At 63.8% G+C, this 22,722-nt stretch carries 24 protein-coding genes and 1 tRNA gene; 11 read left to right on the top strand and 14 right to left on the bottom strand.

Features of this window, described 5'->3' with window-relative positions; genetic code table 11:
* The first annotated feature begins 143 nt into the window (after window positions 1–143).
* Both TFC3_RS06640 and TFC3_RS06635 read left to right on the top strand, forming a co-directional pair.
* The gene (locus TFC3_RS06640) at window positions 144–1,178 is read left to right on the top strand and encodes an alpha/beta hydrolase (RefSeq protein ID WP_067496992.1); all 1,035 of its coding nucleotides are present in this window, start codon (window positions 144–146) and stop codon (window positions 1,176–1,178) included.
* 48 nt (window positions 1,179–1,226) lie between these two features.
* Window positions 1,227–1,299 (top strand) — tRNA-Arg (locus TFC3_RS06635).
* A gap of 93 nt (window positions 1,300–1,392) precedes the next feature.
* Here the strand turns inward: TFC3_RS06635 and TFC3_RS06630 are convergent.
* Together TFC3_RS06630 and TFC3_RS06625 are read right to left on the bottom strand one after the other, a co-directional pair.
* Window positions 1,393–2,184 carry a site-specific integrase gene (locus TFC3_RS06630; protein ID WP_236718014.1) on the bottom strand — a complete coding sequence of 264 codons (792 nt, stop codon included), beginning with the start codon at window positions 2,182–2,184 and terminating at the stop codon, window positions 1,393–1,395.
* A gap of 408 nt (window positions 2,185–2,592) precedes the next feature.
* Complete coding sequence (locus TFC3_RS06625) at window positions 2,593–3,243, bottom strand: hypothetical protein (RefSeq protein WP_067496988.1); 651 nt, start codon at window positions 3,241–3,243, stop codon at window positions 2,593–2,595.
* Window positions 3,244–3,448: 205 nt separating this feature from the next.
* Here TFC3_RS06625 and TFC3_RS06620 point away from each other — a divergent pair, with 205 nt between their 5' ends.
* Window positions 3,449–3,643 (top strand): hypothetical protein, encoded by a 195-nt coding sequence (locus tag TFC3_RS06620; RefSeq protein ID WP_201787126.1) that lies wholly within the window; start codon window positions 3,449–3,451, stop codon window positions 3,641–3,643.
* Window positions 3,640–4,011, top strand: a complete 372-nt coding sequence (locus TFC3_RS06615; RefSeq protein WP_067496986.1) for a hypothetical protein — start codon at window positions 3,640–3,642, stop codon at window positions 4,009–4,011. The genes TFC3_RS06620 and TFC3_RS06615 overlap by 4 nt, the downstream gene beginning before the upstream one ends.
* Window positions 4,012–4,234: 223 nt before the next feature.
* On the opposite strand, the gene TFC3_RS06610 is transcribed toward TFC3_RS06615, so the two are convergent.
* The 4 genes from TFC3_RS06610 to TFC3_RS06595 form a co-directional block, all read right to left on the bottom strand.
* Window positions 4,235–5,149, bottom strand: coding sequence for a hypothetical protein (locus TFC3_RS06610; protein ID WP_201787125.1), 915 nt, complete (start codon window positions 5,147–5,149; stop codon window positions 4,235–4,237).
* The gene (locus tag TFC3_RS37815; protein ID WP_161952544.1) at window positions 5,122–5,283 is read right to left on the bottom strand and encodes a hypothetical protein; all 162 of its coding nucleotides are present in this window, start codon (window positions 5,281–5,283) and stop codon (window positions 5,122–5,124) included. Before TFC3_RS37815 ends, TFC3_RS06610 begins: the two co-directional genes overlap by 28 nt.
* Window positions 5,280–6,404 (bottom strand): radical SAM protein, encoded by a 1,125-nt coding sequence (locus TFC3_RS06605; protein ID WP_067496984.1) that lies wholly within the window; start codon window positions 6,402–6,404, stop codon window positions 5,280–5,282. The genes TFC3_RS37815 and TFC3_RS06605 overlap by 4 nt, the downstream gene beginning before the upstream one ends.
* 804 nt (window positions 6,405–7,208) lie before the next feature.
* Complete coding sequence (locus TFC3_RS06595) at window positions 7,209–8,411, bottom strand: helix-turn-helix domain-containing protein (protein ID WP_067496980.1); 1,203 nt, start codon at window positions 8,409–8,411, stop codon at window positions 7,209–7,211.
* Window positions 8,412–8,501: 90 nt separating this feature from the next.
* Here TFC3_RS06595 and TFC3_RS06590 point away from each other — a divergent pair, with 90 nt between their 5' ends.
* Complete coding sequence (locus TFC3_RS06590) at window positions 8,502–9,050, top strand: flavoprotein (protein ID WP_201787124.1); 549 nt, start codon at window positions 8,502–8,504, stop codon at window positions 9,048–9,050.
* 231 nt (window positions 9,051–9,281) lie between these two features.
* Here the strand turns inward: TFC3_RS06590 and TFC3_RS35405 are convergent, their stop codons facing one another.
* Both TFC3_RS35405 and TFC3_RS40360 read right to left on the bottom strand, forming a co-directional pair.
* Complete coding sequence (locus TFC3_RS35405; RefSeq protein ID WP_201787123.1) at window positions 9,282–10,109, bottom strand: SLATT domain-containing protein; 828 nt, start codon at window positions 10,107–10,109, stop codon at window positions 9,282–9,284.
* Window positions 10,110–10,151: 42 nt separating this feature from the next.
* Window positions 10,152–10,628, bottom strand: coding sequence for a cell division protein SepF (locus TFC3_RS40360; RefSeq protein WP_161952543.1), 477 nt, complete (start codon window positions 10,626–10,628; stop codon window positions 10,152–10,154).
* A gap of 912 nt (window positions 10,629–11,540) precedes the next feature.
* On the opposite strand from TFC3_RS40360, the gene TFC3_RS37810 reads away from it, so the two are divergent.
* A complete protein-coding gene (locus tag TFC3_RS37810) occupies window positions 11,541–11,705 on the top strand; it encodes a hypothetical protein (RefSeq protein ID WP_161952542.1) in 165 nt (54 codons plus the stop codon).
* Window positions 11,706–11,873: 168 nt separating this feature from the next.
* Entirely contained in the window at window positions 11,874–12,863 is a 990-nt protein-coding gene (locus TFC3_RS06580; RefSeq protein WP_153040120.1) for a hypothetical protein, read from the top strand.
* Between the two features lie 562 nt (window positions 12,864–13,425).
* Here the strand turns inward: TFC3_RS06580 and TFC3_RS35395 are convergent.
* The 3 genes from TFC3_RS35395 to TFC3_RS06570 form a co-directional block, all read right to left on the bottom strand.
* Window positions 13,426–14,151, bottom strand: a complete 726-nt coding sequence (locus TFC3_RS35395) for a phosphotransferase (RefSeq protein WP_082771886.1) — start codon at window positions 14,149–14,151, stop codon at window positions 13,426–13,428.
* A 6-nt stretch (window positions 14,152–14,157) separates the two neighbouring features.
* Window positions 14,158–14,685: a GNAT family N-acetyltransferase gene (locus TFC3_RS06575; protein WP_067496975.1), complete on the bottom strand. Its 528-nt coding sequence runs from the start codon at window positions 14,683–14,685 to the stop codon at window positions 14,158–14,160.
* 68 nt (window positions 14,686–14,753) lie between these two features.
* A complete protein-coding gene (locus TFC3_RS06570; protein ID WP_236718013.1) occupies window positions 14,754–16,034 on the bottom strand; it encodes an O-antigen ligase family protein in 1,281 nt (426 codons plus the stop codon).
* Between the two features lie 41 nt (window positions 16,035–16,075).
* Here TFC3_RS06570 and TFC3_RS06565 point away from each other — a divergent pair, with 41 nt between their 5' ends.
* Both TFC3_RS06565 and TFC3_RS36800 read left to right on the top strand, forming a co-directional pair.
* Entirely contained in the window at window positions 16,076–16,393 is a 318-nt protein-coding gene (locus tag TFC3_RS06565; protein WP_067496971.1) for a PadR family transcriptional regulator, read from the top strand.
* An 827-nt stretch (window positions 16,394–17,220) separates the two neighbouring features.
* Window positions 17,221–17,445: a hypothetical protein gene (locus TFC3_RS36800; protein ID WP_153040119.1), complete on the top strand. Its 225-nt coding sequence runs from the start codon at window positions 17,221–17,223 to the stop codon at window positions 17,443–17,445.
* Between the two features lie 342 nt (window positions 17,446–17,787).
* On the opposite strand, the gene TFC3_RS06560 is transcribed toward TFC3_RS36800, so the two are convergent.
* Together TFC3_RS06560 and TFC3_RS06555 are read right to left on the bottom strand one after the other, a co-directional pair.
* Window positions 17,788–18,588: an ABC transporter permease gene (locus TFC3_RS06560; RefSeq protein WP_067496969.1), complete on the bottom strand. Its 801-nt coding sequence runs from the start codon at window positions 18,586–18,588 to the stop codon at window positions 17,788–17,790.
* Window positions 18,585–19,532 carry an ATP-binding cassette domain-containing protein gene (locus TFC3_RS06555; protein WP_067496967.1) on the bottom strand — a complete coding sequence of 316 codons (948 nt, stop codon included), beginning with the start codon at window positions 19,530–19,532 and terminating at the stop codon, window positions 18,585–18,587. Before TFC3_RS06555 ends, TFC3_RS06560 begins: the two co-directional genes overlap by 4 nt.
* Window positions 19,533–19,678: 146 nt before the next feature.
* Between TFC3_RS06555 and TFC3_RS06550 the strand changes: the two genes are divergently transcribed.
* Window positions 19,679–20,578, top strand: a complete 900-nt coding sequence (locus TFC3_RS06550; RefSeq protein WP_369819581.1) for a phosphotransferase family protein — start codon at window positions 19,679–19,681, stop codon at window positions 20,576–20,578.
* 150 nt (window positions 20,579–20,728) lie between these two features.
* Complete coding sequence (serA, locus tag TFC3_RS06545) at window positions 20,729–21,943, top strand: phosphoglycerate dehydrogenase (RefSeq protein ID WP_067496963.1); 1,215 nt, start codon at window positions 20,729–20,731, stop codon at window positions 21,941–21,943.
* A 28-nt stretch (window positions 21,944–21,971) separates the two neighbouring features.
* Here serA and TFC3_RS06540 read toward each other — a convergent pair.
* Window positions 21,972–22,722, bottom strand: a 751-nt coding sequence (locus TFC3_RS06540; RefSeq protein ID WP_161952541.1) for a hypothetical protein, incomplete at its 5' end; no start/stop codon positions are given.

Here is a 22,722-nt window from a genome sequence, read left to right as displayed (position 1 = left end):
TGGGAGCAGCGTGCCGCGATCGCCGGCAACTCCGCCGAAAAAGTCCGTCAGGCCTGTGGACAACGGCGCATTGGGGATAACTCCACGGGGCTCTGTGGATCTGGTATGGCGCACGACGGCCTACGCATGGGTAACCTGGCGACGTGGAGACGGATGTTCTGGGTACGCCGTACGAGCGTCACACCATTGACCTGGGCACCGACGACGAAGGCGCCGTGGTGGCCACGCTGGTCCGGCGCAGATGTGACGCCCCGTCGCGCAGAGCAGTGCTCTACGTACACGGTTTCGTCGACTACTTCTTCCAGACCCACCTGGCCGACTTCTTCGTCGAGCGCGGCTGGGACTTCTACGCCCTCGACCTGCGCAAATACGGCCGCAGCCTGCTCCCGCACCAGACGCCGAACTTCGTGCGCAACCTCAGCGAGTATTTCCCGGAACTGGACGAATCTGCTCGAATCATCCGAGAGCAGGACGGACATGACCAGTTGCTCGTCGCCGGCCACTCCACCGGCGGGCTGGTCACCTCGCTCTGGGCGAACTCCCGTAGCCAGAGCAGGATCGTCGACGGACTGTTTCTCAACAGCCCGTTCTTCGACTTCAACGTGCCGTGGTTGCTGCGCCGGCCTTTGATGAACCTCGTTGGGCGTACGAGCACACGCAACCCGTACCGCATCATCCCCATGAATTCGCTCGGCCTGTACGGCCAGAGTCTGCACAGCAATCACCGGGGCGAGTGGACGTACGACCTCAATTGGAAGCCGGTAACAGGTTTTCCGGTACGTACCGGATGGCTCGACGCAATTCGCCGCGGCCAGGCCCACCTTCGCTCCGGCCTTGCCATCGACGCACCCATTCTTGTCGCTTGTTCGACCAGAACGTTCCGCGGCCGATCCTGGACCGACGACGTGCACCTCACCGACGCCGTTCTCGACGTCGATCACATCGTGCGATGGGCCCCCCTGCTCGGACCGCGAGTCACAATCGCGCGTTTCGACGGCGGCATGCACGACCTCACGCTTTCCGGCAAAGAGGTACGAACAGAGGTGTTCCGCGAGCTGGGGCGCTGGGTCGACGGCTTCTTGAAGCCGAAGGACACGCCCGAGGAAGAGATCCCTCCCGCCCCCGAAGACCAGCCCGAACCAACCGCCCGGGACAAAGCAGACACCACGACCGCCTGACAACCGGCTCGCCACGAAGCCGACGGGACTCTAGTATGTGCAGGCCAGGCGCTCGTAGCTCAGCGGATAGAGCAACGGACTTCTAATCCGTCGGTCGCAGGTTCGAATCCTGCCGGGCGCGCCTTATCCCGCATCTACCAGGGTGTTTGGTTTGCCGGGCCATCTGCCGACGGTCCCGCTTACCTGTTTTGTTACCCGTTTTGGCGTACGGACGTCACAGGTGCTCGGCGACCGAGCGCTTGTCGCCCATGAGGTCGCGGCCCAGGTAGACGCTGGCCGTCATTGCCGGATCGGCGTGGCCAAGCTGATCGGCAATCCGGGCGATCGGCACGCCCGCCTGATCGAGCAAGGTCGCCACCGTACGCCGGAAGGTATGCGGGATGGCCCACGAGAATCCGCTGCCATCGAAGATGCTCGCGAGCGCCTTGGCAGAGTTGCTCTGATCCCATACACGTTCCGGCTCGCTCAGGTGATGCGGGGAACTGAAGACCAGTCCCTTGGTCCCGAACCGCTCCGCGCGGCCGGTCAGGCGCTCGGTCAGCCACGAGGGCAGGGTGAGCCGCCGATCCGACTTGCGAGTCTTCGTGCCACGGACGTGCGCGGCATTGGTCTTGAGGTCGATGTCCTCCCAGCGGAGGCCGCGAGCTTCGTTGATCCGTACGCCCGTGCCCGCCATGAACGCCACCAGGTCGGCAACCGTCTCCCGCTTGCGTCGTGTGCGGGGATTGGCCGACTCGTCACGTGCCAGCTTGTCCGCGTATGCGATGACGGCGTCCCGTTCCTCTCTGGTGAAGGCTCGCTTGGAGTCGTGTTCCTGGACCTTGGCGGTTTGCGCCCTCACCGGGCGGATCTGGCGGAGGGCGTTGGTGGTCAAGATGCCGTTCTCGATGGCGAAGTTGAGGATGCCGGAGAGGACGCTCTTGCTGATCTTCGCGGCTCCGGTGCCATGCCTGTCCGCCACCTTCTGGAGGAAGATCCTGAGCCGCTGGGGGTCGTTGACCTGCACCAAGCTCAGGCCGCGAACGCTTGATCCCTGTACGTCGATGTAGCGGGCGAAGGTCCGGCCGTAGTCCTGGACCGTTCGGGCACTGAGACCCGAGTCTGTACGTCGGATCTGCGTCAGCCATAGCTCACCCGCTGCCACCAGGCTCGTGCCCGAGGTCATCTCGACGTGGCCGCGCTCCCGCTCTTCGAGAGCGGTTTCCACAGCTTCGATGGCGAGTCGCTTGGTGCGCGCGACTCGGGAGATCTCGCCCATGACCCCGTCGTGTCCCCGGTGGTAGCAGCGCGCCCGCCACCTTTCGGCGCCGCGAACCCTCACAGCACGCTTCCACTTCCCATCCGCATCTCGCATTTGGGGAGTTGCCTCAATCTCCCCATGCTCACCGAGGCCGAGTGCACGTCTGCCCATACGTCACTCCCTCTCGGCAAGTTCAGCGTCGATGAGTGCGTCATCTTCGGGCGACCAGCCGGGATGCAGGGTTTTGAGAGCCTTGTCTGTTAGGCCGCCCCCAGCTTCGCCCGGCTTGACCGCCGTGAGCATGCCGCGCTTGCGCGCCTCCGCGATCCGGTTGGCCCACGTGCCGCTGACTCCACCGTGCATGCCGGCAAGCGTCTTGGCCGGCGTGCGATCGCCGTCCTGCACGAGGAAGGAGTACTCCACCGCCAGGCCGGCGTAGGCCTGGTCATCACGCGGTTGACGGCCCCGCCCGTCCTCCAGGAAGGCGGCTAGCCGGTCCTCCGCAGAGCTGACGAATCGCACCCTGCTCGCGACAGGGCGAGCGCCGATCTGGACGCTGAGCGCCTTCCTGGCAGCTGCGAGCAACTCCCCGATCGGCAACACCCGGATCGTCTTGCTCGTCATCGCCGACGGGGCAGTCTCGTCAACTTGCCGTACGGCGAACTCCACGGCCCGCCACTCGCCTGGGCGATCGCCCACCGCCGCAAGGCGGAACCCGACCAGCCAGTCTTGCGCGCCGTCGTGGTGGCGAAGCACAGCGAACGCGCTCCGGCCGGCCGCACCCAGGTGGACGAGCGGATCTGTGGTGGTGAGGGCCGACTCCATGACGTCACTCAGGCCCGAAGGTGTAGATGAGTCCATGCCAGCCAACGTAGCAGATGGCAGGTACACGCCCTAATCATTAATGTGGGTTGCAACCACAACCATTTGCCAGGTAGCGTCAGCGTGCATCACCCCGTGACGTCGAACTGAGGAGATTCATGAGGCCAGCAGGCTTCGATCAGCACCAGCGATCGAGGAGATCCTCCGAGTGCATCAGGAAGTCATCGTCCACCTCACCCCCGCACACCTCGCGCGGCGATGGTTCGTCTCCGTCGGCCACCTGGCGAACCTTCGCAGCAACGGCATCGGTCCGGCCTACCTGAAGCTGGGAGGGCACGTCCTCTACCGCCTCGCCGACATCGAAAGCTACGAGCAGCGCTCGCGGGTTGGGACCAAGGCATGACCCGACCGGAGAGTCGGATCACGTTCGCTAACAACGGTCCGTGGGGTGCGTACTCGCAGCGCGAGATGGCGCGCTGGGCAACCGATGAGAAGAACGGCCCGCTCTGGATCCGCGTGCTGTTCGCGGCTCTCGGCCGCCACAACTCGACCGGGCACGCTCCGTTCGGCGTGGGCGAGTTGGCTCGAATCCTCGGCAGGACGGAAGAGCGACTGGATTCCGTCTCGGGTGCGCTCCGCACGGCGAAGAAACGGGGCTTCATCCACCCGGCATCCAACGCCCGCTGCATCGTGCTGCCCCACCACACCTTCCAGAAGGCGTCCCGGGACAGGCCACCATGTCGCGTACACAGGGCGACTTGGTCGGACTGACCAACGATCCGCGAAAAATTGGTCGGGCACACCAACCCACTTGGTGTCCACAGCCAAGCCGAAACGCCCTGAGCTGCAAGAACGTCACGTTGCTCTTGACTATGTATCAGTGGCGAAGGGAATCGGGGAGGCCAGGAACCACAAGCGTTGCAGCCTGGCCAGCGAAGCGTCAGCCCTCAGGTGCTAGCCCATCTCGGGGGCTCCGCGCCCGGTTATCCAATGCTTATCGCCCCGTCAGCCGGTAGTGGCTCCACGCTCCAGAGGCATCAACAAGGCGGCGAGTCCAAGGATCCGGATCAGCTCCGCCGGCTTCTTGCCAGATCCTCGCGTTCGCCGCTGCGAAAGCCGTGACACCTTGCGGGGGCGCCGTTCGCCATGCAGGGACGTGTACAGCCCATCGCTCGGCGGAACGGGGATCGTGGCCTGCGGCGATCAGCCAGATCACCCAATAGCCGGCATCAAGCCACGGTGCACCGCGCGTCGCCCACCCCCAGTCAACGATGCGCGCCCGGCTCCCACCGACGATGACGTTGGCGTTGTTCAGGTCCGTGTGCAGCAGCGCTTCACCGGCGAAGTAGTGCAGCTCGCTCGCCTCGGCGTACGCCCGCATGCGCTGCTCCGCCTGCCGCAGGGCGAGGTCGGGGCAGGCAAGCTCACCGATCCGGGCGAGCAGGTCGACGGTGTGTTGGAGATCGTGTGAGCCCGGGGCGTAGTCGGCCTGGTGTCCCTCTAGCGCTTCGAAGATCAGGACATCCCAGCCAAGATCCACGACGCGCTTAAAGAGCGCCGGAGCCACCGGGTGCACGAACTGGGCGATTTCGGCTTCGCGGGCCTGCGTCCATACCCAGCGATGATCCGACGGCAATGCCTTCACGAAATAGCTGCCCGTTGGCGTGCTCAGCAGAGCGGCAACGGAGCTGTTCAGCCCTTCCCCCACCGACGTAGCTGACGTGACGATGCCGGTGGCGTCCTCGATCTTGTTGCGGACGACCATCGGGAGATTCCAGTACGAGATGCGGGTGAGCGGCACGGCGGGTTCCTCAGCAGGCGACACGCTCCGGATCGCCGCGCCATGGCACGACAGCGATCCGGAGCGCTGATGGGCGTGGGTCAGCGGTACGGGTTGTCGTCGCTGCACCCGCGCACATTATCCGTGGTCAGGGCGTCGACCGTCGTGATGACGATGCCGGCCGGCTCCTGCTTGGGCAGGTGCTTGGCGGCGTTGCCGACCCTCGGCGAACGGCTGATGATCTCGACAGGGGTAGCGGTCATGGTTCCTCCTTCATGCCGTGCTGGCAGTAGTGACTCAGTGGTGCCTTCGCCTCCTGGTACACGCGCGCCATGGGTCGGCATACCCGGCAGGTGGACGAGAGCTTGCAGCCGCTACATCCACCCGTGCGAAGCATTTGAGCGTCTGCAATCCCAGGCAGACGCAGGAGCCCGTCAGGGCCTTCGGTAACCAAGTTGATGGGGTTGTCGCGGCCGACCTTGCACATCGTGGTGAAGCCGAGCGGGTCGACGTGGAAGGACGTGTGGCCAGCGGGGCAGCCCTGGAAGATGTCGCTCTTGCCGATCAGGCTCGGCACCTGCGTGGCCAGCGTGGAACCCTTGCCGGTGTAGGTCGGCGAGATCGACGCGTACTCCTTGAACGGCAACCCGAGGTCACGGACCATGGCGCGCATCTCGTCGAGTTCTTCGACGTTGTGCTTCGTGATGATCAGCGTGACCTCGATGGGCAGACTTGCTCCGGCTGCTGCCACCATCCCCCGGTAGGCGTTCTTGAACGCGCCGCGCGTCTGCGTCAGCGCGTCCGCGGTCTCGGGACTGGCGCCGTACATCGAGACGGTGATCTTGTGTGGTCGGTGGACCGCGAAGGTGTCCAACAGTTCGTCGCGGTAGAGCCGTGAGCCGTTGGTCAGGATCTCCATCATCATGCCGGCGGCATGGGCTCGCTTGTAGGCGGGCACAAAATCCTGGTCGATGAGTGGTTCGCCACCGGTGATCTCGAACCAGATCACGCCCATGTCGCGGAGGAGGTCGAGCAGGCGGAACTTGTCCGCCAGCGCCAGCCCTGCAAAGGGTCGTTGTTCGAGGTAGCAGTGCTCGCAGGAGAAGTTGCAGCCCTTGTTGATCTCCCACGACGCACGGCTGTACGCCACCGGCAGGACCGACGGCGCCCGCACCACCAGGACCTCCCTGACGGGACGGCCAGCGAGTTCGATGCCCCAGGCTTGACGTGCTGCGTCCCCGAACCAGTCGGGCACCACCCCATCGGAGTCCGCGATGTCGGCTAGCTCCGCGTAGTAGGCGGATGGAAGCTGCATGGCAGCCGGCTGGCCAGCGCGGGCGGCAATGAACTTGCTGTCCTGCGGGCTGACGATGGCCTGGTACATCGGCTCCTCCTCGGGACTAGCGGTGACGGTCCGGTGCGCAGCGGGCGTGACCCGCGCTGTAGGGCTCTCTCGGCCTCGTAGTGGTCGCAACCTCGGCTGGATCGCCCGTGGTTTCCTGGTCGATGGGCGGAAGGATCGGAGGATCCGGCAGACGAGGGACCCACCCCATGAACCGATGCCAGAAGTCGATCTCGCTCTCGGAGGGATGCCGAACGGCATCCTCGATCGCGTCGTACATGTAGGAAGCCATGTAGATCCGTAACGGCGAACGCGCGTGTCGGTACGTCCTCAGTAGCTCCGCGCGCTGCGAGGTGCAGGGCCACGGCTGTCCGCAACCGGGTGCCTGACAGTTCCAATCGGGCCGCGATGGCACGTGCAGGGTTGTTGGCTTCGGCATCCGAGCACCGCTAGCCCGCGAGTGGAAGCCGCGTGGTCGGCATTCGACGAGCGTTGATCAACTCGGGTTGACTGGCCCCGGGCTGACGGGTCGGTAGCCGCAGAGTCCGGGAGAAGACAACTACCGCGTTCTCCCGCCTCCAACACGGACCGCAGGTGCCGCACTCCAGGCAACGGTTAGTGCCGCTCGAAGTGATGTGCGTGTCGAGTACCCGTTGCGCTTCACTCAACTGCTGGTCGGCCGACATCGCGTAGTACGTCGTCGATGCCTTGCCCGGTTGAGGCCGGCCTTCCAGGCTTGCCATCTCGTACACGCCCCTCCCGTCGGTGCAGGTCAGGCGGTGATCGCCCGTCCTCAACGGTTGTGACGCTATGGTCACTCCAGGCAGGAATGATTAGAGGCAGTAATCACGCAGTGCCGAGCCGTGCGGCGAGGGCTTGCAGATCTCGCCCACCTGCTGAACGGCGCGCTCGGCGCAGCATTGAGCCCACGGTCTCCCGTACGAGCGGCGACAGACGGACCCGTTGCGGCGCGATCGTTTCAGCGCGGAGCAGGGCAGCCATCGCCTCGCCGTCGTGCTTGCGGGTCTGGGCAAGGCACCTGCCGAGGTCGGCATACATGGTCGCCCGGCGATTCGATGAGCCGATGGCTGATATGTCGAGCGTTGGCGTGTTCACGAACGCACCACCGTCGCCAAGCTCGGCGAGCACGCCGAGCCGCCAGATCTCGACGTTCGTCGGCCCGAACCACAGTTGCCCGAAGTTGCCCTCGCCGAGCCGGCCAGCGGATCCGCGCGCCTCGCGAAGATGGGTCCGGCTTGTCGACGCGTCTCCGCCGATCGCCGCCAGCATGGCGGCGCTCAGGTGCAGCATGCCGTGAACCTGTCCGGCGCGTGGGTGATCAGCGGCCATCTCCAGGAGATCGATCGCCCGGCCGGCCCGCTGCAACGGCAGCGCCCGTGACTCGGCTGGCAGGGTGTGCACGATGGCGAACTCGGCCATCCCCAGCCACTCCGGTTCGTCCGCCAGGAGAGCGGCGGCCTCCCGACACTGCTGCGCGGCCAGCATCGCTAGATCGGCGTGCCCGAGGTACTTCGCTGCGAAGGTCGTCGCATACGTCACCCACACCAGGCGACGAACCGACACGGGATCGTCTCGCCTACCACCCAGCGTCAAGAGCAAGCCCGGGAGGTCGGCGACGAGATCGTCGTAACGGCAGGCGTTGTGTAGCTCGGTGACGTCGCGCACGGCGGCTGCAAGATCCGTTGGACCATCGTCCGGAGCGCCGGTCGAGCCGAACGCCAGCTCCGCGAGTGCTGCCCTCAGCGGGGGAAGGTGACGTACCGCTGTCGCATGCTCCAGGGTGGTGGGATCGTAGGGCTGCCCGGTCAGGTCGGCCAACGAGACTTGCAGTGCCTTGGCGAGCGCGAGTTGCGTACTGCGCTTGTCGAGCGGAGCTGTTCCCGCCTCGATCTGCGCGATGTATCCCTGAGTCAGGCCAGCCAGGTCCGCAAGCACGCGCTGGCTGAGATTACGCTTGAGCCGCCAACGGCGGACCCGTACTCCGATATGGTCCAGCGCGGTGCCGGATTCTCGCCGGTCCGCAACCATGGGATGACGATACGTCAGCGCTTGGGCTCGGACTACCGGGCAAAGTTATCGGTCGAGTGATGGAGCGGTATGCCAACCCACGGTCAACCCGTGCTCTACGTCGTGGCGTGCGGCGGACGCCCCGCCGCCGACCTGCCCAGCTTCATCTCCCAGATGCAAGCCGACGGTTGGCACGTGTGCGTCATCGCAACACCATCCGCCGTGAGGTTCATGAACCTCGACGAGATCGCGGCCATCACCGGCCACCAGGTCCGCTACGACTACAAGCAGCCAGACGAGCCCGATGTCCTGCCTTTTCCCGACGCGTATGTGATCGCTCCCGCCACGTTCAACACCATCAACAAGATGGCATCGGGAGCAAGCGACACGCTCGCCCTCGGCATGCTGAACGAGGCCATCGGCCTGCCGCTGCCAATCATCGCGGTCCCCACACCGAACGTGGCGCTCGCCCGCCATCCGGCCTTCATGGCCAGCGTGCAGGCGCTCCGGTCGTGGGGCGTCGAGTTGCTCTTCGACCCGGACCGTTATCCCCTGCCAACTCCGAACATGGGGCCGCCGGCCGCCGCTCTCTTCCCATGGGCTGACCTGGTCTCGGCCATCAATCGGCTCCGCAAGACGATCGACGTCAGTGCGGAATAGCCTCGATTAAACGGGATGAACGTCAGGTCCGTTCAGTGAGGTATGAGAAGTAGTACGACTCCTATAATCAGAACCAAAAATCCGACAAGGAAAAGCGCCCTAACATATCCGTCCTCATGCGAGGAAGCGCTTCGGCCCTTACGCCAAGCCAATAGACTAAAAATCAAAACCGTTGAGAATGCCGCTAGGCCGATGACCTGAAGCCACAAGTCGGACGGCCCGCGCAGGGCATTAGTCATCTGCATTCCTGACGTCCGGCGGCTGTTCGAGGTTCTGCTGCCGCTTCTTCTGTTCAGACTTGAGTCGGTGAACCTCCTCGACGAATTCTGCAAGTGCTTCGGACTCTGGCATGTTTCGGTATCTCCCGACACCGATTTCTACCGCTTCCCACTCACTTTCAATTGCATCTGCCGTCTGCTGCAGATAGAAGCTGCGCTCCTTGTACTTGAAGTAGCCCATGAACCCACTAGCAATGCCAACGGTAAAGGTCAAACCCAATGTCACCCAACGCAGGACGGGCACCTCGGTCGCGATACCCGACGCTCCGGTAGCGGCCAAAGAGCCAATAATGATTATTCCTTGTAGAAAGTTGTTGACACTGCGGTAGTTCTTACTTTCTCCCCTAAGTATGTCGATGTCAGAATAAGCATCTTCCTTGTAAGTTACTCGCCGAACCTTTGGTGGCGTATCCACGTTCGCAAGTAGCAATTTCCGCGCATCGCGTTGCTGCGCGACCTTCAATTCCAAATTGCCCGCAGAAATGAATGATTTTCCGCCACGTTCGTTTATGGAGGGATATCCTGGATTGCGCTTGTAGTAGTAAGAGGCGACGCCGAATAGCACTGCAATAGGAATTGCAGGTATGTAAATGGCTATCAGCACGCGCTTCGGTATCAGGGGCACCCAGGCCATTGCGTACAACACTAGACCAAGCAGCGGGCCGAGAAGCATCGCGATGTTCGACCAACGTGACCGTCGCCGAGCCACTGCCAGCGCGTGGTCGGTCTCCCGAATCTGATGGCTTAGTAGCAACAATTGCTCGGTGTTGGGTGGCGGCACTTCGGTCCCTTCATGACTTGAGGTGAATTCACAGTCAAGTGCTTACTCGACTCCGGGAGTCAATATGATGACGAAGTCTGACGGCCGGAAAATCCAACCGGACTTTGCGGCCAATAGGCCGCTACAGAAGTCGACAAGCCTAACCGCCGACTGCGAATTCATATTCGAAAGGTCGAGCGAGACGATGCGATTTTGCCTGTACGAATCTGCCACCTCGCGTGCGGCAGTCGAGTAGTCATTTGGTGAATAGCGAACCGCGTTCGCCAAGTGGATGGCCTGCAGTGCTTTCCTTCCGACATTGTATGGATTCAATGCGACGGCAGCGTCGAGGGCCTGATCGAGCTCGCTGGTAACCCACGGGGTGGCCGACGGTAGGCGGTTCCCGGGGGCAGTATTGAGCCTTCCGGGTCGACGAATTCCACGGAAGGAGAAGGCCAGTGCGGCGCATACAATTAGAAGAGAGGTGGCCGCTGAAATCAGTACGGCAACGTATCCGAGTGCCGTGAAGTTTTGATTCACCCGTTGTTCCCGCTCCAGCCGGCCAGCCGTGGATGGCGCATGTGTCGGCCGCTCACATCAGGGAGGGCAAGGAGCCGGCGCAAGGTGGCCCACGCCTCAAGTGAGAAGTACGGCCGGATCCAAAATAGACACTCCTCGCGCCATCCACATTAAACTGTCAGATTCGTGATCGAACTCTTGCGCCGATCAAAATATGGGCCGTGGTGCGGATCGCGTTCAAGGATCAGATTGACCTTGTGCTGACAAGCAAGGCACGCCGTCAGGACCTCATGACACCTGGTAAGGACCCAGTAGGCCAAGTCGGGGTCGTCGCGGCAATCCGAGCCGCAGTTGCACGCCCGTCGATGGGCCGCCGCCGACGCGGGCCAAGCGACAGCGGCGGCACTCGCACACACACCCTGGGTCGGCGGCGTGAGCGGCGCGTTCGGGCCGCCTTGATCCTTTTACAGAAAGATCCTCACTGGTCTGCAAGACCGGTTGTGACACCGCGTTGCCAACCGAGGCGTTGCGCCTGTGCGCTGCGTGTCGGCGGATGGCCGCGTTGTTGAGCCGATCTTGAAGAACACCGATTCATCGAGGAGCCCAAGCTGCGGGCCGACACCCGAAGCCCGAACAGTCCGAGCCGGCTATCCTTCGGGATCACCACGCTGGACGCGGCGCCTTAACTGATGCAGCAGGTCGGCGGGTGGTAAGCGCCGCAACGTCGACTTCTAAACCGTGGCAAGTTCGGAGCTGCTATCACCCGGCGGTCCTCGTCCCGAGCGCCAGTGGGTCATACCCCCAGGGGTAGACTGAACAGCGAATAGATCATGGGTTCGCGAGATCGGTCAGAGCGACTGGGCCGACTGTCAGATCAAAGACAATCGACCGCGATGCTTCCGTGACTCACATTCATCGCTCATCATGGACGTCGTGCCCAAACGACATCGGACCATCTCTGTGCTCTTTCTGATCATTATTGTCTCGCTGATTATGATCGTTAGCGGGAGTCTTAACGGTGCTGCCGCTTGGGCGAACATCCTTGCTTTGCCAGTGGCGATCGTTGGTGTGATCGCCACGTTTCGCACCGAGTTTTGAGCGTGTCGGGTCGACCAGGGAAGACGGGAATCCGGCTGCGTCGTTGCCTCAGCGAAACGCCAGCCAGTCGGCCGTGAATCAGATCGGCATCGCTCAGCGAGATCAGATCAATGTGGCACACGACTATATCGTTCATGGCGGCACTGATCACGGTGAAAGGTGACCGTGGTGGGAGATCAGATCGGATATGCCGACCGAGACGCAATAAACGTTGGGAACGACTACCACTATCACGATCACAGTAAGACGATCATAAATCCCGACGCCAACCAAACTTACGGAGAAGACGACAGCGAGTCGTCGGAGTCTGGTTCGGGCGCTGGAACGGCGGTAGCGGCAACCGGCGGTGGTGGTGGACTGATCGCTCTGTTAGTCGTTGGCTACCTCATCTTCGGGACCGATGAGCCGTTCCCAACGCAGACGGATCCCTTTCCGGCCGGGGTGCAGAGCGCAGCTGTAACGGCATCCGTCGGCAGCTGGCTCGATAAGTGCCAGGCGGCGGCCTCGGCGGCCTCGGTCAACTGCCCGCAGTCCATCGACGAAACCATGGGCGACGCCTCCAACATTCATTGGACCTTCTACGGCAATCCGGTCGAGGCCGCGTTCGTCAACTACACCGCTGACGACAAGCATTTCGACGTCTTGGGAACCGTCGTCATCTCGGCGGACTACACCGTTTCCACAAAGCCGCAACGCGTGGTAACACCCATGACCTACTGGGCCAAGGTGAGCTGGATCGATGGCAAGCTGGAAGTCCAGGCGATCAAGGAACACTCCGCCATCGGCGATCCTGATGTGAAGAAGCAGGATCCCAAACAGGCATGGGAACCGAAAGCCGCGAAGTTAAATAACGCCTTCAAGCGGTGTGTGCAAGGGGCCAGCTCAGCCATGCCCGCCGGGTGCCCCGACTGGACGCCGCCGCGCGGTTCCGAGAAGGTCAGGTGGTCGATGAACGGCGATCCCCTGCTGACGGCTCGGCCATCGTTCGATCTGAAGTACGGCGTCATCCACGTGACGGGCACGTACGGATTGACCGTGCGCTACACCTTGCTAGGGGAAACCAAGACGGAGAGCAGGACCCCGAACTACGAGGCTCTGATAGCCCCGACCGCTACCGGGCCTGTCGTTCTCCAGATCAAGGATAAGGACGCGACGTAAGGCGGTCTGCCAGTAGTGCAGGGGAGGCCCGACTCTATCCCAACTAGGTGAGGCGGGCTCCTTGTCGTTGCGCCACCGAGGCGGCTAGCGCGCCAGACCATGTACGCCTCCGGCATGCAGGGGAGGCCGCTTGAGCTGTACGTAACTGGTGGCCCGGTAGCCTGTCGGGACCGCCATCACGCCACGTTGGTACCGCCGTCGGTACCGAAATTGTTACCGACGATGGCCATGATTCCTGGTTGAGGCGGGTGATCGCCGATGATCACCGCATCCTCGCGAAGCCCCGAAGCGCCTGCTCAGGATGATGATCGATGATCTCTCGGCGACCCCCATGATCACCCGCCCCTCTACTCCGTCGGTCGCAGGTTCGAATCCTGCCGGGCGCGCTTTGTGATGTCTCGAGACATCGGAAACCCCTGAACCTGCGGTTGTGGGCTCGCTGGTCGCACCGCAATGCGGGGGGTCACGCGATGGTGTCGCGCCCCGCCGTCCGTTCGCTGCACGGAGCGGGCTTCTGCGTGAGGCGCAAACGCTGGCTCAAGTCGCAGGAGTTCCGTCCCGGCTATCCATGTGCTGGTCGCCCTGTCAGCCGATGTTGATTCCACATTGCGGAGGCATCAACAAGGCGGCGAATCCAAGGATCAGGATTACCTCCTCCGGCTTCTGACCACATTCTCGCGTTTGCCGCTGCGAAAGCTGCGACGCCTTGCGGCGGCGCTGTCCGCCAGGCGGGGACTTGTTCGGCCCACTGTTCAGCGGCACGGGGGTTGTGACCGGCGGCGATCAGCCAGATCACCCAGTAGCCAGCATCAAGCCACGGCGCGCCGCGCGTCGCCCAGCCCCAATCAACGATGCGCGTCTGACGCCCGCCGACGATGACATTGGCATTGTTCAGGTCCGTGTGCAGTAGCGCTCCACCGGCGAAGTATTGCAGCTCGCTCGCATCGGTGTACGCCTGCAAGCGCTGCTCCGCCTGCCGCAAGGCAAGGTTGGGACAACTGAGTTCGCCGATCCGAGTAAGCAAATCGGCGGCATGGTGGAGATCGTCTGAGCCTGGGGCGTAGTCGGCCTGGTGCCCCTCCAGTGCTTCGAAGACAAGCACATCCCAGCCGAAATGTACGACGCGCTTATGGAGCGCTGGAGCTACTGGCTTGACGAAGTCAGCTATCTCTGCTTCGCGGGCCTGCGTCCATACCCAGCGATGATCGGAGGGCAGCGCCTTTACGAAGTAGCGACCCGTGGGCGTGCAGAGCAGAGCAGCAACAGAACTGTTCAGCCCCTCCTCCACCGGAGTTCACAGCCGCTTGCGCATGCGGACCAGCGGAACCGGGATGCCTCCCGCCGCGTCTGTCAGGTGCTCGACGTCATGGAAGCCAGCGGCCTCGTACAGCGGCTGGCCCGCCATTGTTGCCATGAGTTCCAATTCTCGGAAGCCCTCTGCAGCTGCCGCCTGTTCGCACAGCGCCAGCACCAGCCGTCCGGCACCCCGGCGAGCAAAACCAGGGTGCGTATACATTGCCCGAATTCTCGCCGGCTCGGTTGCTGGGTTGAGCAGTGTCGCGTTGCGCCCGGCCGAATGGTCGGCTCCGTACAGGGTGGCACGCCTGCTCCAGCCGCCGCAGCCCGCTAATTTTCCCTCGGAATGGACCACGTAATAGGTGCCGTCGTCGATCAGTTGGGTGTCGAGGCCCATGATGGCGCGACTTGAGCGGATTTGGTCGTCGGTGAGGAAGCCGCGCTGCAGTTCGGTGATGGCCGCGTCGATCAGCGGCGCCAATTCGGGCAGATCGTCGGAGGTGGCGATACGGCCGGTCAGTGTCATGGCGTGCCGACGTTGGTGTCGATTACTTCGCGGTTGACGTGGATATGACTGCCGGGGTCACTCATCGGTCAGCTCGGAATGGTCCGGGGTACGGGTGGGCGCGTTGCCGGTTCCGTGGTCGCGGACCGGTTGACCGGGCCGTCGACGGCTGCCATTGCCAGGGCGATACCGAAGAACATGACCGACATGTTGGGGTCGGTGTAGCCGTAGAACGGCGTCATGATCAGGGCGATGACCGGAATGATGCTGAGCCATTTGCCCGGCGTGGAAACTGCCACGGCCAGGCGGCGGGCGATCAGCACGAAAATGAGCAGGAACAGGATGAGAGCGGGAAGGCCGTGACTGAACATGATCAGCCACAGCTGGCCTTGCGTGCCCAAAGGCTCTGCGCCTGTTGTCGTGTCCACGGTCCGCGGCGCGCCATAGCCCAGCAGGGGTGAGTGCAGGACCGCGTTCAAGGTCTGCCAATAGAGATCGGCGCGGTCGCGGGTGGAGTCGGTGTTCTCGACGCGGTTGGTGATCAGGTCCATGACCGGAATGAACAGCGTCACCACCCAGGCCAGCAGCGCCACTCCGATGATGGAGGCAATGACCCGCACGTCGCCGCGCATCAGGGCCCGCAGGCCGAGATAGAGCAGGCCGGCGCCGAGCCCGATGAACATGCCGCGGTTCAGCGTCAAGAATGCCGGGACCAGGGACAACGGCAGAGAAACAATGACAATCTTTCGAAGCAACCCCTGCCGTACGGAGGACAGGTACGCGACCACGCACGGCACCAGAACGGCGAAGCCTGTCCCCCAGTTGTTGGTGTACGGGAACGGCGCGGCCGTCCGAAAGTAGGGGTTGCGGCTGGCCACGTTGAACTCGGTCGTATGTACGTGCGTGAACGCCTGCACGATCCGGTCACCGGAAATGCTCTTCGGCAGCAGCATCTCGACCGGGGTGGTCAGCGCCAGTCGGGGCAGGATCACGCCGAGCCAGCCGAGGGCCACCATGGCGAGCCAGAACACCATCAGTGGCTGAAACAACCGTTTCCAGCTGAGTCCGCTGCGGGCCGCGTTGTAGACGTACAGATAAATCAGGAATGCCGAAACCACAAAGCTCAGGCGTAATCCATACATGATGAAGCTCGTGATCTTTTCCAAGCGGGTCGCACTGATCACGATCAGCGAGATCATCATCAGCCACAGGGTCCACCCGGTGGGCATGCGGATCCGGCCGCGGCTGAGCAGCACGACACCCAGCACCACGGTGAACACGGGCCAGAACAGGTAGAGCCCACCCAGCGCCCACCACAGGGGCACCATGCCGAACATGACATAGAGCGGCCAGAGGGGTAGCGCGGGCATCGAAGTAGTGTAGTGCCGGTCCCCCTATGTAGGATACGGACATGGCTGTGCGGATGACGTCGTCGGTGCTCAAAGTGATCGCCGCGTTGCTTGCCGACCCCACGTCCGAACGCTACGGACTGCAGATCATGCAAGCGACGGGCCTTCCGTCGGGGACGCTCTATCCCATTCTGGTACGACTTGAGCGCGCCGGTTGGGTGGAGTCGAAGTGGGAGGATGTCGATCCCGCGCTCGAAGGCCGCCCGAGCCGGCGCTATTACCGGCTGACCGCCGAGGGCGAAACCGAGGCTCGCCGGGAAGTTGCCGCCATGCACCAGCAGATGTCCCGCGCAACCGGCATTCCGGGGCTGTCCACATGATTACGGCATATCTCGTCGAAGTCGCCGCGCGCCGCTGGCCAGCCGGCTTCCGGTGACGGGGCTGGGCGGGGCGGTTTGGGGTAATGGGCAGCTTGTTCTTGCTGTCGGTGTCGTGGTCATCGCGGGCTTCTTGCATCCGCAGGGGACGGTGGTGCCTCGTGCCTTGGCCGTTGGGCGGGGGTTGGTGGGAGGGCGGGTCGTTAACGCCGCTGCTTCTCGCGTGGACCGTCGCTGATGGCTTGTAGTTCGTGGGTCCGACTCCCTTGAGCGAGTTGGCGATTTCCCTACAACCCTGCTTGCTGGGCAACGCTGTAGTCAGCGCCATTAACGGGCACCTCCGCGACGACGTCACCCTGAGCCAAGCACCCGGCATCGCACCTGCATCTCCATCCCTCAGCCAAGATGCTCACCCGCTTATTGTTCTCAGGCAAAGCCCCCCTTGACCAATCACCACTCGGAGCCTTTCCCCCAACCACTTCTTTTCTGTCGCCTCAGGCAACCACCGCTTAAGGCCAGCACTTCCTTCAGCGCCGCCCTGGGTGCGGAAAGCGACGCGGGTAGCCTCGCGGCGAGCCAACCCCATTCAGGCCTGCGCCTTCCTCGCTCAACTACCCTAGGTCGACAGACGCTCGGACCCGATAGTCAACCCAGCCTGCCACTGTTTCTTCCTCACGTTCAAGCGCAAATGCCTCCTTCACTTAATCGCGAATCGGCTCTTTGGTTGCACCTGCAGAGCAGTTTGGCACTATGGCATGCGTCGCACAATTGGCTTGGCCCGGAGCGCCCCGGAGGCTCAAAATGTCACAGGCGCGCGGAACAATTTCGGCATGAGTGATGCGGAGCTGTTCTGCCAGAACGAACGCGAAGAATGGCGGCGACGTTTGGATGAGCGCACTCGAGAAAGTCTGCGCAAGAAGGAAGCAGCCGCAGCGAGCCGAAAGGCAAGGCAGGCCCGCAGGACACACGGTTTGAGCACCCGGCACGCGATGAAGATCGCCCGGGTACGGCAGAACGACTATCCCTTCGCCCCTGACCCTGACTGCTCCGAGTAAGGGCGCAGCGACTGTTCTGCGTACGAGCGCAGCGACTGTTCTGCGTACGAACGCAGCAGCTTTCCGAGTCCTGTCTCATCCGGGCGGCTCACACCTTGTGAGCCGCCCGGCCAATCTGCGGTGGACGTTTCCTGGAGCTGCGAATGCGGCGGGCGCCGCCAGACAACCCGGGACCCATGACGCCAGGGACCTGTGACAGCGGTCGCGCCTGGTCATCGGGCAGTCGCAGGGCTTCCACGCACTCTTCCGTCACGCTGCGCGCGGCTCCCCAGCACTACTTCCGTCAGGCTGCTGCGTGAGGTCCGCGCACTCGTCCGGCGAGGCCAAGGTTGATGCAGCCGGCTACTTCCGGTTATAGAGCCGCATCGTCAAAGGCCCGAACACCCCCACAAGCACCCCCGAAGCCACCAGCACCCAAACAACCTCCCCACCATCGACATCCCCCCTCATAACCGACCGCACAGCAGCCACCAAATGCGTGATCGGGTTGACGCTGACGAACGCCTGCAGCCATCCCGGCATCGTTCCGGGGTCCACGAAGACATTGCTCAGGAAGGTCAGCGGGAACAGCACCAGCATGCTCACGCCCATGACCGACTTCTCCGAGCGGAGCAACAGCCCGAACATGGTCCAGATCCACGAGAAAGCGAACGAGAAAACCACGAGCAGGGCCACGCCGAGCACTACGCCGACCGGCCCGCCGGCTGGGCGGAAGCCGAGGATCAGGCCTACGAGCATGATTGTTGTGGCGGCGAGAATGTATCTGAGGACGTCGCCGAAGATCATGCCGACCAGGGCTGCTGGGCGCCATACCGGGAGGGTTCGGAAGCGGTCGAAGACTCCCTTTTCAATGTCGGTGTTGAGGCCCACTCCGGTGTACATGGTGATCATGACGACGCTGGTCACCATGATTCCGGGGAGGAGGAATTGCAGGTATTCCCTTGTGGAACCGGCTAGGGCTCCGCCGAAGAGGTACGTGAACATCAGCGTCATGATGATGGGGAACGCTGTCACGTCGAACAGTTGCTCGGGAACGTGCTTGATTTTGAGCATGGCCCGCCAGCCGAAGGTCAGCGACGCCGCCAAAGCTGAGGGGCGGCTGGGGCGTTCCTCCCTGGTGAGCACAGCAGCAAGCGACGTCATGCCGCCACCCCCGAGGCGGTAAGCGCCAGAAAAACCTCGTCAAGACTGGGCTGCCCCAGCGAGAAGTCGTCCACCACAATCCCCGAAGCCGCCAGCGCCGCCAAAGCCCGTGACGCCTGCTCGGCTGAGCTGGCCGGTACCGTCAACGCCACCGGGTCCGAATTCAGCTGCACCATCGCGTCCAACGTCGCACTGAGCAGCTTCTCGGCTTCCGCGCGCCGGTCCGCGTCTCGCAGACGTACATGAATGGTGCCCGCGCCGATCGAAGCCTTGAGTGATCCAGGTGTGCCCTCGGCGATCACCTTGCCGTGGTCGATGACCGCAATACGGGCGGCCAGCCGGTCCGCCTCATCCAGGTACTGCGTTGTCAGCAGCACCGTAGTGCCGTGGGCGACCACCTCGCGCACGATGTCCCATACCTGGTTCCTGCTGCGAGGATCCAGCCCGGTTGTCGGCTCGTCCAGGAACAACAGGTCCGGCGTGTTGAGAATGCTGGCCGCGATGTCGATGCGGCGCCGCATACCACCGGAGAACTTCTTGACCTGCCGGTCCGCCGCCTCGGTCAGCCCGAAAGCCGCCAGGAGCTGGCCAGCCCGGTCGCGCGCCGCGGCTCTCTTGTAGCCCAGCAACCGGGCAAGCAGTACCACATTCTCCATGCCGGTCAAGTCTTCATCGACCGAGGCGTACTGGCCGGTCAGGCTCACGCGGCGGCGTACCGCGTCGGGCTCCTTGGCGACGTCGTGGCCGAAGACCTGGGCCGTACCGCCATCGGGTCTCAGCAGCGTCGCCAGCATGCGTACCACCGTTGTCTTGCCTGCTCCGTTGGGACCCAGCAGGCCATAGACCGTCCCCGGCGGAACAGTCAGGTCGACACCGTCGACCGCGCGGTTGTCTCCGAACATCTTGACGAGACCGGAGGTGTGAACTGCCGGTGCGTTGGACATGGGGGCATCGTCGCGTAACCGTGTGACATCTTCACCGGTTTTATCGCGTCACCCACTAAGTCCGTTTCCCCATCGTCACTCGGCTGCCAGCATTTGCTCAGGCGCGCATCGCGGCGGAGGGGGTAGCGATGATCCAGGCAGCAGGGGTGAGGATCGGCTGGCGGGATCTTCCCCATCTGATCCGCGCGGAGATCGAGATCATTCTGGGCGGGCGGGTTGTCGCTTCGCGATCACAGCAGGGCGGCTTCTCTCCGGGTACGGCCGACCGCGTTGTTACCGACAGCAATCAACGCGCGTTCGTCAAAGCGGTCAGCACCTCGCTGAACGAGACGTCGGTCGCGATGGCCCGGATGGAGGCCCACTTCACCGCTCAAATGCCCGACGGCGTTCCGGTGCCGCGGCTGCTCGGGTCGTTTGACGACGGCGAATGGATGGTGATGGTGGTCGAGGACGTGAACGGGCGCCATCCTCGTACCCCGTGGATCGATGCCGAAATCGAGGCGGCGGTGACCGCATTGCGCACGCTGGGCCAGGCAATTGGTCCGGAGTCTCTGGCCGGAGTGCCGCACGCAGCCGACCGCTTGACGTCTCACTTCGCCGGCTGGGCCGACCTCGCCGCCGAGCCCATGTCCGATCTTGATCCGTGGGCCGCCGCCCACGTGGAGGATCTGAACGCGGCCGCAGACCGCGGGCTGGAGGCGCTCAAGGCCGCCGAGACCGTCGCGCATTGCGACATCCGCGCCGATAATCTTCTGGTACGTCCGGACGGCACCGTCATGGTCGTCGACTGGCCCTGGGCCAGCCTCGCACCGGCCTGGCTCGACACCGTCCTGCTCGCGATGGACGTGGTCGTGCACGGCGGCGACGGCGACCGCGTTCTCGATGATATCGACCCAGCTCAGGCCGTTGACGTGTGCGCGGGATTCGCCGGATACCTCATGCAGCGCTCCCGTCAGCCGTCGCCGGGCATCCCGCGGGTGCGTGACTTCCAGCGGGCTCAGGCCGATGCGCTGCTGCCGTGGATCAAGCAACGCCTGAGCTGCTGAGGTTACGGACTGACCGGTAGATGGGACCTCCGGCACACCCCCGGCATCGGGGCAATCCGGGGCACTACTCTGGGAGCCCTGTGACTGGGCTTCGGTGTGGCGGCCCCGGCGATCAAACCCGATCAAATTCCCCAGACGAAACGGACAGTGATGATCGACCAAGCCAAGGTACGAGTTCTGCTGCTCGAGAGCATTCACCCCGACGCGGTGTCCCGGCTCGAGGCAGAGGGCTACCAGGTCGAGTCCCTGCGCAACGCCCTCGACGAGGCTGAGCTGATCGAGCGCATCCCGGGCGTGCACCTGCTCGGCATCCGCTCCAAGACGCGAGTCACCGCCAAGGTGCTCGAGGCCGCGGACAGCCTGGTCGCCATCGGCGCGTTCTGCATCGGCACCGACCAGATCGACCTTGGGACCGCCTCGCGGGACGGCATCGCCGTGTTCAACGCCCCGTTCTCCAACACCCGCTCGGTTGTCGAGCTGGCCCTGGCCGAGATCATCGCCCTGACGCGCCGCCTCACCGAGAAGAACACCCTCATGCACGAGGGCGTGTGGGACAAGGCCGCCGTCGGCAGCCACGAGGTGCGCGGTCGCAAGCTCGGCATCGTCGGGTACGGCAACATCGGCACCCAGCTCTCGGTGCTCGCCGAAAACCTCGGCATGCACGTGCTGTTCTACGACACCGCCGACAAGCTGGCCCTGAGCAACGCCCAGCGCTGCAGCTCGCTCGGCGAGCTGCTGGAGCAGGCGGATGTGGTCACCCTGCACGTCGACGGCCGCCCGGGCAACGCCGGCTTCTTCGGCGCCGAGCAGTTCGCCAAGATGAAGCAGGGTGCGATCTTCCTCAACCTGTCGCGCGGCATCGTGGTCGACCACGTCGGCCTGCGCGAGGCCCTGACCAGCGGCCACCTGGCCGGCGCGGCCGTCGACGTCTTCCCCAGGGAGCCCAAGGGCCGCGGCGATGAGTTCGTCTCCGAGCTGCGTGGCCTGCCCAACGTCATCCTCACCCCGCACATCGGCGGGTCCACCGAGGAGGCCCAGGCCGACATCGGTGACTTCGTGGCGAACAAGCTCACCCTCTTCGTGCAGGAGGGCAACACCACGCTGAGCGTCAACCTGCCCAGCGTTGCCCTGCCTGCCGGGGACAACATGAGCCGCATCGTCCACGTGCACATCAACATGCCCGGCGTGCTCGCTCAGGTGAACAGCATCCTGGCCGAGCACCAGGTGAACGTCGAGGGCCAACTGCTCAGCACCCGCGGTGAGTACGGCTACCTGATCACCGACATCAGCGGCAACTACAGCGCCGACGTCCTCGACAAGCTGCGCGGCATGAGCCAGACCGTGCGCCTGCGAGTGCTTTCCTGAACAGCATCAAGCCGGGTTCGGGTGGCCCTCAGTCGCGTGTCTCCACGGACAGCAGGGTCACCTGGGCCTCGGTGTCGACGTCGTAGCGGTTACCGGTCGCCCACCCCTTAGGCGTGAGAGTCGACCCGGGAGCAACATCCTTCAGCGTACGATCGCCCGCCGCGACGGTCTTGGCCCCGCCCTTCATCTCCACGCGCACCGGGTTCCCCGCCGGTGACGTCATCGCGAGCTCTTCAACCGATCCGGTGACCTTCAACGGCACGGTGCCCGCAGCCTTGGGTAGCTGAACCGAGGTCCGGCGCACCTCCCCGGTGAAGTCCATCCCGGCGACCCGGCCCTTCGCCAGGTTCAGCTCCTGCTCCTCGGCTGCCCCGGAAAACTTGAGCTTCCAGGTCACCTTCGAGGACAGCACCACCTCAACGTCCCCGGCCTCGTCAGCCGGCCCGGTCGGCGCCAACTGCAACTGCACCTTGTCCCGCGTCAGTTCCGGCTTGGGCACCAGCCCCGACCCGTCGGCCGTGGTGATCCGGTAGAGCGCATCCCCCAGATCGTCATTGCGCACCGAAACCTTGCCAACCGCGCTGACAAGTTCAAACTCAGCAGCCGTACGTCCCTCGACCAGCGCTGTGGCCGTACGAGAATCACCGTTCTTGCCGTCGGCACCCAGCTCAAGCACGCCCGAAACGTCCTTGTCCCCGCCGGAGAAGTACGTCACCCCAGCAACCGTCCCGCCCACAACAACGGCCAACGTGAGCCCCAGCCCAGCAACAAGCACCCCC

The sequence above is a fragment of the Actinoplanes sp. TFC3 genome, assembly GCF_001553785.1.
Classification (GTDB): Bacteria; Actinomycetota; Actinomycetes; order Mycobacteriales; family Micromonosporaceae; genus Actinoplanes.
This window is presented reverse-complemented; position numbering and strand designations above follow the sequence as displayed.

Coding starts and splice junctions, on each gene's coding strand:
- TFC3_RS06605 (WP_067496984.1), bottom strand. CDS start 6,404: ATGTACCAGGCCATCGTCAGCCCGCAGGACAGCAAGTTCATTGCCGCC.
- TFC3_RS36800 (WP_153040119.1), top strand. CDS start 17,221: ATGAGTGATGCGGAGCTGTTCTGCCAGAACGAACGCGAAGAATGGCGG.
- TFC3_RS06595 (WP_067496980.1), bottom strand. CDS start 8,411: ATGGTTGCGGACCGGCGAGAATCCGGCACCGCGCTGGACCATATCGGA.
- TFC3_RS06555 (WP_067496967.1), bottom strand. CDS start 19,532: ATGTCCAACGCACCGGCAGTTCACACCTCCGGTCTCGTCAAGATGTTC.
- serA (WP_067496963.1), top strand. CDS start 20,729: ATGATCGACCAAGCCAAGGTACGAGTTCTGCTGCTCGAGAGCATTCAC.
- TFC3_RS06560 (WP_067496969.1), bottom strand. CDS start 18,588: ATGACGTCGCTTGCTGCTGTGCTCACCAGGGAGGAACGCCCCAGCCGC.
- TFC3_RS06565 (WP_067496971.1), top strand. CDS start 16,076: ATGGCTGTGCGGATGACGTCGTCGGTGCTCAAAGTGATCGCCGCGTTG.
- TFC3_RS37815 (WP_161952544.1), bottom strand. CDS start 5,283: ATGACCGCTACCCCTGTCGAGATCATCAGCCGTTCGCCGAGGGTCGGC.
- TFC3_RS06570 (WP_236718013.1), bottom strand. CDS start 16,034: ATGCCCGCGCTACCCCTCTGGCCGCTCTATGTCATGTTCGGCATGGTG.
- TFC3_RS06575 (WP_067496975.1), bottom strand. CDS start 14,685: ATGACACTGACCGGCCGTATCGCCACCTCCGACGATCTGCCCGAATTG.
- TFC3_RS06625 (WP_067496988.1), bottom strand. CDS start 3,243: ATGGAGTCGGCCCTCACCACCACAGATCCGCTCGTCCACCTGGGTGCG.
- TFC3_RS06615 (WP_067496986.1), top strand. CDS start 3,640: ATGACCCGACCGGAGAGTCGGATCACGTTCGCTAACAACGGTCCGTGG.